This is a genomic window from Caldicellulosiruptoraceae bacterium PP1, from assembly GCA_041320695.1.
GTDB lineage: Bacteria > Bacillota > Thermoanaerobacteria > Caldicellulosiruptorales > Caldicellulosiruptoraceae > JBGGOQ01.
The window spans coordinates 1-5,102 of record JBGGOQ010000026.1 but is presented as its reverse complement, the minus strand read 5'-3'; the positions used below and the strand labels follow the sequence as shown (position 1 = coordinate 5,102).

Here is a 5,102-nt window from a genome sequence, read left to right as displayed (position 1 = left end):
AAATTTAAGGATTAAAATTTTTTAAAAAAAATAGACAAAATAGAACAATAAATAGATTAAAAAAAGCCAAGAAGAAATAATAGAATTTAGTTAAAATTAACATATAACAACCAACAATGAAGACTTGCCATGTTAAAATTTTATATATTCTATTGCATTTTAAATATTATGAACAGAAATGTTCATATATTTTTTATTTAATATATTTTAATTACCATTGAGGAGGTTAACATGATTAATTTAAAAGACAAGCCATTTTATCTATCAGATGAAGATATTAATTGGGTTAATGAAACATTATCAAAGATGACAACAAAAGAAAAGGTAGGACAGCTATTTTGCTTGGTAGTTTCAAAAGAAGATGTATCTCAATTACTCCAAGAGCTTAAAAACTTAGATATGAAGCCATGTGGATTTATGCAAAGGCCATTTATGGCAGAAAAAGCTCAAGAGAACTCAAGGATATTACAAGAAAGCTTCGATATTCCTTTACTTATTGCTGCAAACCTTGAAAGAGGTGGCAACGGTATTGCAATAGATGGGACAAATTATGCATCACAGCTTGAGGTAGCAGCAACTGATGATGAAGAAATGGCATATAGACTTGGTGTTATTGCAGGAAGAGAAGGAAGAACTATTGGATGTAACTGGGCATTTGCTCCTGTAATTGATATTGACTATAACTTTAATAATCCAATAACTAATACAAGGACATATGGCTCTGACCCAAATAGAGTATTAAGGCTTGCAAGGGCATACATGAAGGGTATTCAGGAAAATGGCTTGGCAGTTTCAATAAAACACTGGCCAGGTGATGGGGTTGATGGAAGGGACCAGCATTTAGTGGCCTCTGTAAATTCACTTTCAACTGAAGAATGGGATAAAACATATGGATATGTATATAAAGGTATGATTGATGAAGGTGCAGAAACAGTTATGTCTGCTCATATACTACAACCAGCATATTCAAGGCTATTAAGACCAGGAATAAAAGATGAAGACATAATGCCAGCTTCATTAGCTCCTGAATTAAATATAGATTTACTAAGAGGAAAGCTTGGATTCAATGGGCTTATTGTTACAGATGCTACCTCAATGGCAGGCTTTGCAGTTGCAATGCCAAGAGAGTTAGCAGTTCCTACCTCAATTGCTGCTGGATGCGATATGTTTTTATTTACAATGAATCTTGAAGAAGACTTTAATTTTATGCTTAAAGGTGTAGAAAAAGGAATTATTACAGAAGAAAGACTAAATGAAGCTGTTACAAGAATTTTAGCTCTTAAAGCAAGGCTAAGACTGCATATAAAACAAAAGGAAGGAAACCTTGTCCCAGATAAAAGTGCTTTATCTGTGATAAAGTGTGAAGAACATGAGAGATGGGCAAGGGAATGTGCCGATAAAGCAGTTACTTTAGTTAAAGATACACAAAAACTACTTCCAATTAGTCCTGAAAAGCACAAAAAGGTTCTTTTATATATACTTGGCGATATTGGCGGCTATATGGATGATAGCAAAGGTATTAATGGGTATTTTATTAAGCTACTTGAACAAAATGGATTTGAAATAACAAAATATGATTATTCTAATACTGACTTTAGTGTAATGAATAGGCCAATAAGTTTCTTCAAAAATTTCGACTTAATAGTTTACTTTGCAAGCCTAAAAACACAAAGCAATCAAACAGTAGTAAGAATAAATTGGGCTCAACCAATGGGTTCAGACGTACCTAAGTTTGTAAAAGAAGTTCCTACATTGTTTATTTCAGTTGATAATCCTTATCATCTTCAAGATGTTCCAATGGTAAAGACATTTATAAATGGATATAATTCATCAGAATATGTTGTTGAAGCAGTTGTTGAAAAGATATTAGGAAGATCTGAATTTAAGGGTATAAACCCTGTTGATCCTTTCTGTGGCTATTGGGATGCTACACTATAAGTGGGAATAATGAGGTTGTCTTAAAAACTAATAAAAAAGGCAGCCTCATTATAATAAATAAATAAAAAAAGGGGAGGCTTTTTACATGAGAGGTAACAAAAAGCTAACGAGGTTATTGGCATTAGTAATTGCAGTGGTATTTGTAGTAACACTTGCAATGTCGTTTGCGACGGCGGCTGAGAAGATGACCCGAAAGAATACCCTTTATGTTGCAGGTTTTCAATGGGGACCACCAACAAACTTCAATCCATTTAACACAAGTCCAGCGTGGCCAATTGGGAGTAATTCGTACATTTATGAAACATTGTTCTCATTTAATCTAATCACAGGAAACTTGGATCCATTATTAGGAGAAAAGTATCAATGGAAAGACAACCTAACGCTTGTTGTTACACTTCGTAAAGGTACAAAATGGCAAGATGGAAAGCCACTCACAGCAACAGACGTAGAGTATACAATAAACCTTGGTAAGAAGGTAGCAGTATCATACAGTCCAATATGGGATTACATCACATCATGTAAAGCAACAAACTCAACAACAATAGAAATGAAGCTAAATCCAAAGAAAGCTCATAGAGCAATGGTAGAGAACTATATAAGCACAATTCGTATTGTTCCAAAACATGTATGGGAACCAATAGAGAAGAAGAATGCAGTAACCCAGGCAGTAAACCTAAAACCAGTAGGATCAGGTCCATATAAGCTACTTAGCTATAACCAATCACAGATAGTATTAGTAAGGGATGATAATTACTGGGGAATCAAGTACTTTGGTAAACCAGCCCCAACATATATAGTACACCCAATATTCAAGAGTAACGATGCAGGAAACCTTGCATTAGAAAAAGGACAAATAGACCTATCACAACAATTCTGCCCACAGATATGGAAGATGTGGGAAGACAAGAAGTTGCCAGTAGGTACATGGTATAAGAATGTTCCATATCACGTTCCAGCATCAATACCATCATTGATAATCAATGTAAACAAAAAGCCACTCAATAACCCATTAGTAAGAAGGGCATTAGCATATTCAATAAACTATGCGAAGATAGCAGAGACAGCGATGTCAAGGTATTCACAACCGGTATCATCAAGTTTGATAATACCAGTAGGAGTACCAGAGAAGAAGTACTACAACAAAGCAGATGTGGAGAAATATGGATGGAAGTATGATCCAAAGAAAGCAGTAGAGATATTAGAAAAGGAATTAAAGGCAAAGAAAGGCAGCGATGGAGTATACGTATTACCAGATGGAACAAGACTTGGGCCAATAACATTAGAATGTCCATATGGATGGACAGACTGGATGACATCATTAGAGGTAGTAGCAGAGAGTGCAAAGAAGGTAGGATTTGATATAAGGACTAACTATCCAGAATTTCCAGTAGTAGCAGACCATAGAGACAATGGCAACTTTGATATATTGATGTGGACACCAGGTGGAGGATATTCACCAGCACATCCATGGATAAGATTCAGGGATGTAATGGAATCAAGAGGAGTACCACCAGCAGGACAAGTAGCATACTGGAACTGGGGAAGATATAAGAATCAAGAGGCAGAGAAGCTTTTAGATGAGGCAGCATCGACACAGGATACAAAGAAATTAACAGATATATATAGACAGCTTAATATCCTTTACATGAAGGATATACCAATAATACCACTTGAATATAGACCATGGGAATTCTATGAATACAACGAAACATACTGGACCAACTTCCCGAATGAAAAGAATCCAACAGCACCACCACAACATAACTATGCAGGTGTTCAGCTTCTTTATAAGATTAAACCTAAGAAATAATTTTAAGCTTTAATTTAGAGGGAAGGAAGAATAAAAATCTTCCTTCCCAAAATAATATTTAATTGTCAGGGGAGACGAAAATGAAATCGAAGTTTAGCAAATATATATTAAGGAAGACAGGATACTACCTATTAGCGTTATATATAGCAATAAGTCTAAACTTTTTCTTACCGAGATTAATACCAGGCAATCCAGTGCAGGTAATAATAAGCCAGTTAACAAGAGGAGGAAGCCTGCAAGGTGATGCAGTAAAAAGGCTATATGAGACATACATGAAGGAGTTTGGGTTAGATAAGCCAATAATAATGCAGTATTTTGCATATTTAAGGAATATATTAAGAGGGGATTTAGGGACATCATTTATGCTTTATCCAGGCAAGGTAATAGATTTAATAAAAGAGGCATTGCCATGGACATTAGGACTGCAGATACCAGCAATATTGATAGGATGGATAATAGGGAACTTACTTGGAGCATTTAGTGCATACAAGGGAAAGAAGTTTGATGGAGTGGTATTTACAACATCATTGGTATTTTCAAACATACCCTATTACTGTTTAGCAATAATACTACTATACCTATTTGCAGTAAAATGGCCGGTGCTGCCAACAGGAGGAGGATATGACTTTGGATTTATGCCATCATTCTCATTAGACTTTATAGGGAATGTACTCACCCACTACATACTACCGTTTAGTTCGTTGGTGTTAGTAGCAATAGGTGGGCAGGCAATAGGAATGAGACAGATGGCGTTATATGAGCTTACAACCGACTATGTAAACTATTCAAGGACACTTGGGTTAAAGGATAATAAGATAATAAAGTATGTGTTTAGGAATGCAATGTTACCACAGGTAACAGGGCTTGCATTATCATTTGGAACAATGATGGCAGGGGCATTGATAACCGAGACAGTATTCTCATATCCTGGGGTAGGGAGCTTGTTGTTTTCAGCAGTAAGGCAGGTAGACTATCCATTGATACAAGGGTGTACGCTGTTTATAACAGTGGCAGTATTGTTAGCCAACTTTTTAGTAGAGATAGCATATGGGTTTATAGACCCAAGAATAAGAGCAGCACAAGAGGGTGAGAGATGATGGGGACAATAAGGACATTATTTAGGCACAAGAGATTTATATTAGGCTTTGTGTTATTTGTGATGGTGTTGTTGTTTGGATTTTTTGGGCCTATACTAAACCAAAGGAATCCATTTGATACAGTAGGAGGGCTTTTCACAGCACCATCAGAAAAATATATATTGGGGACAGATAACTTAGGGAGAGATGTACTAACAGAGTTAATGCATGGAACAAAGACATCGTTGATAATAGGGTTTTTAGGAGGGATAATAGCA

Annotated in this window: 4 protein-coding genes; all 4 read left to right on the top strand. The window is 35.8% G+C overall.

Annotation, left to right across the window (positions count from 1 at the left end; all coding sequences use genetic code 11):
- The first annotated feature begins 231 nt into the window (after positions 1–231).
- Positions 232–1,938, top strand: coding sequence for a glycoside hydrolase family 3 protein (locus ACAG39_12395; GenBank protein MEZ0538021.1), 1,707 nt, complete (start codon positions 232–234; stop codon positions 1,936–1,938).
- An 85-nt stretch (positions 1,939–2,023) separates the two neighbouring features.
- A complete protein-coding gene (locus tag ACAG39_12390) occupies positions 2,024–3,748 on the top strand; it encodes an ABC transporter substrate-binding protein (protein MEZ0538020.1) in 1,725 nt (574 codons plus the stop codon).
- A gap of 80 nt (positions 3,749–3,828) precedes the next feature.
- Positions 3,829–4,845 carry an ABC transporter permease gene (locus tag ACAG39_12385; GenBank protein ID MEZ0538019.1) on the top strand — a complete coding sequence of 339 codons (1,017 nt, stop codon included), beginning with the start codon at positions 3,829–3,831 and terminating at the stop codon, positions 4,843–4,845.
- On the top strand, positions 4,842–5,102 hold a 261-nt coding region (locus tag ACAG39_12380; protein ID MEZ0538018.1), incomplete at its 3' end, for an ABC transporter permease. The genes ACAG39_12385 and ACAG39_12380, both read left to right, overlap by 4 nt.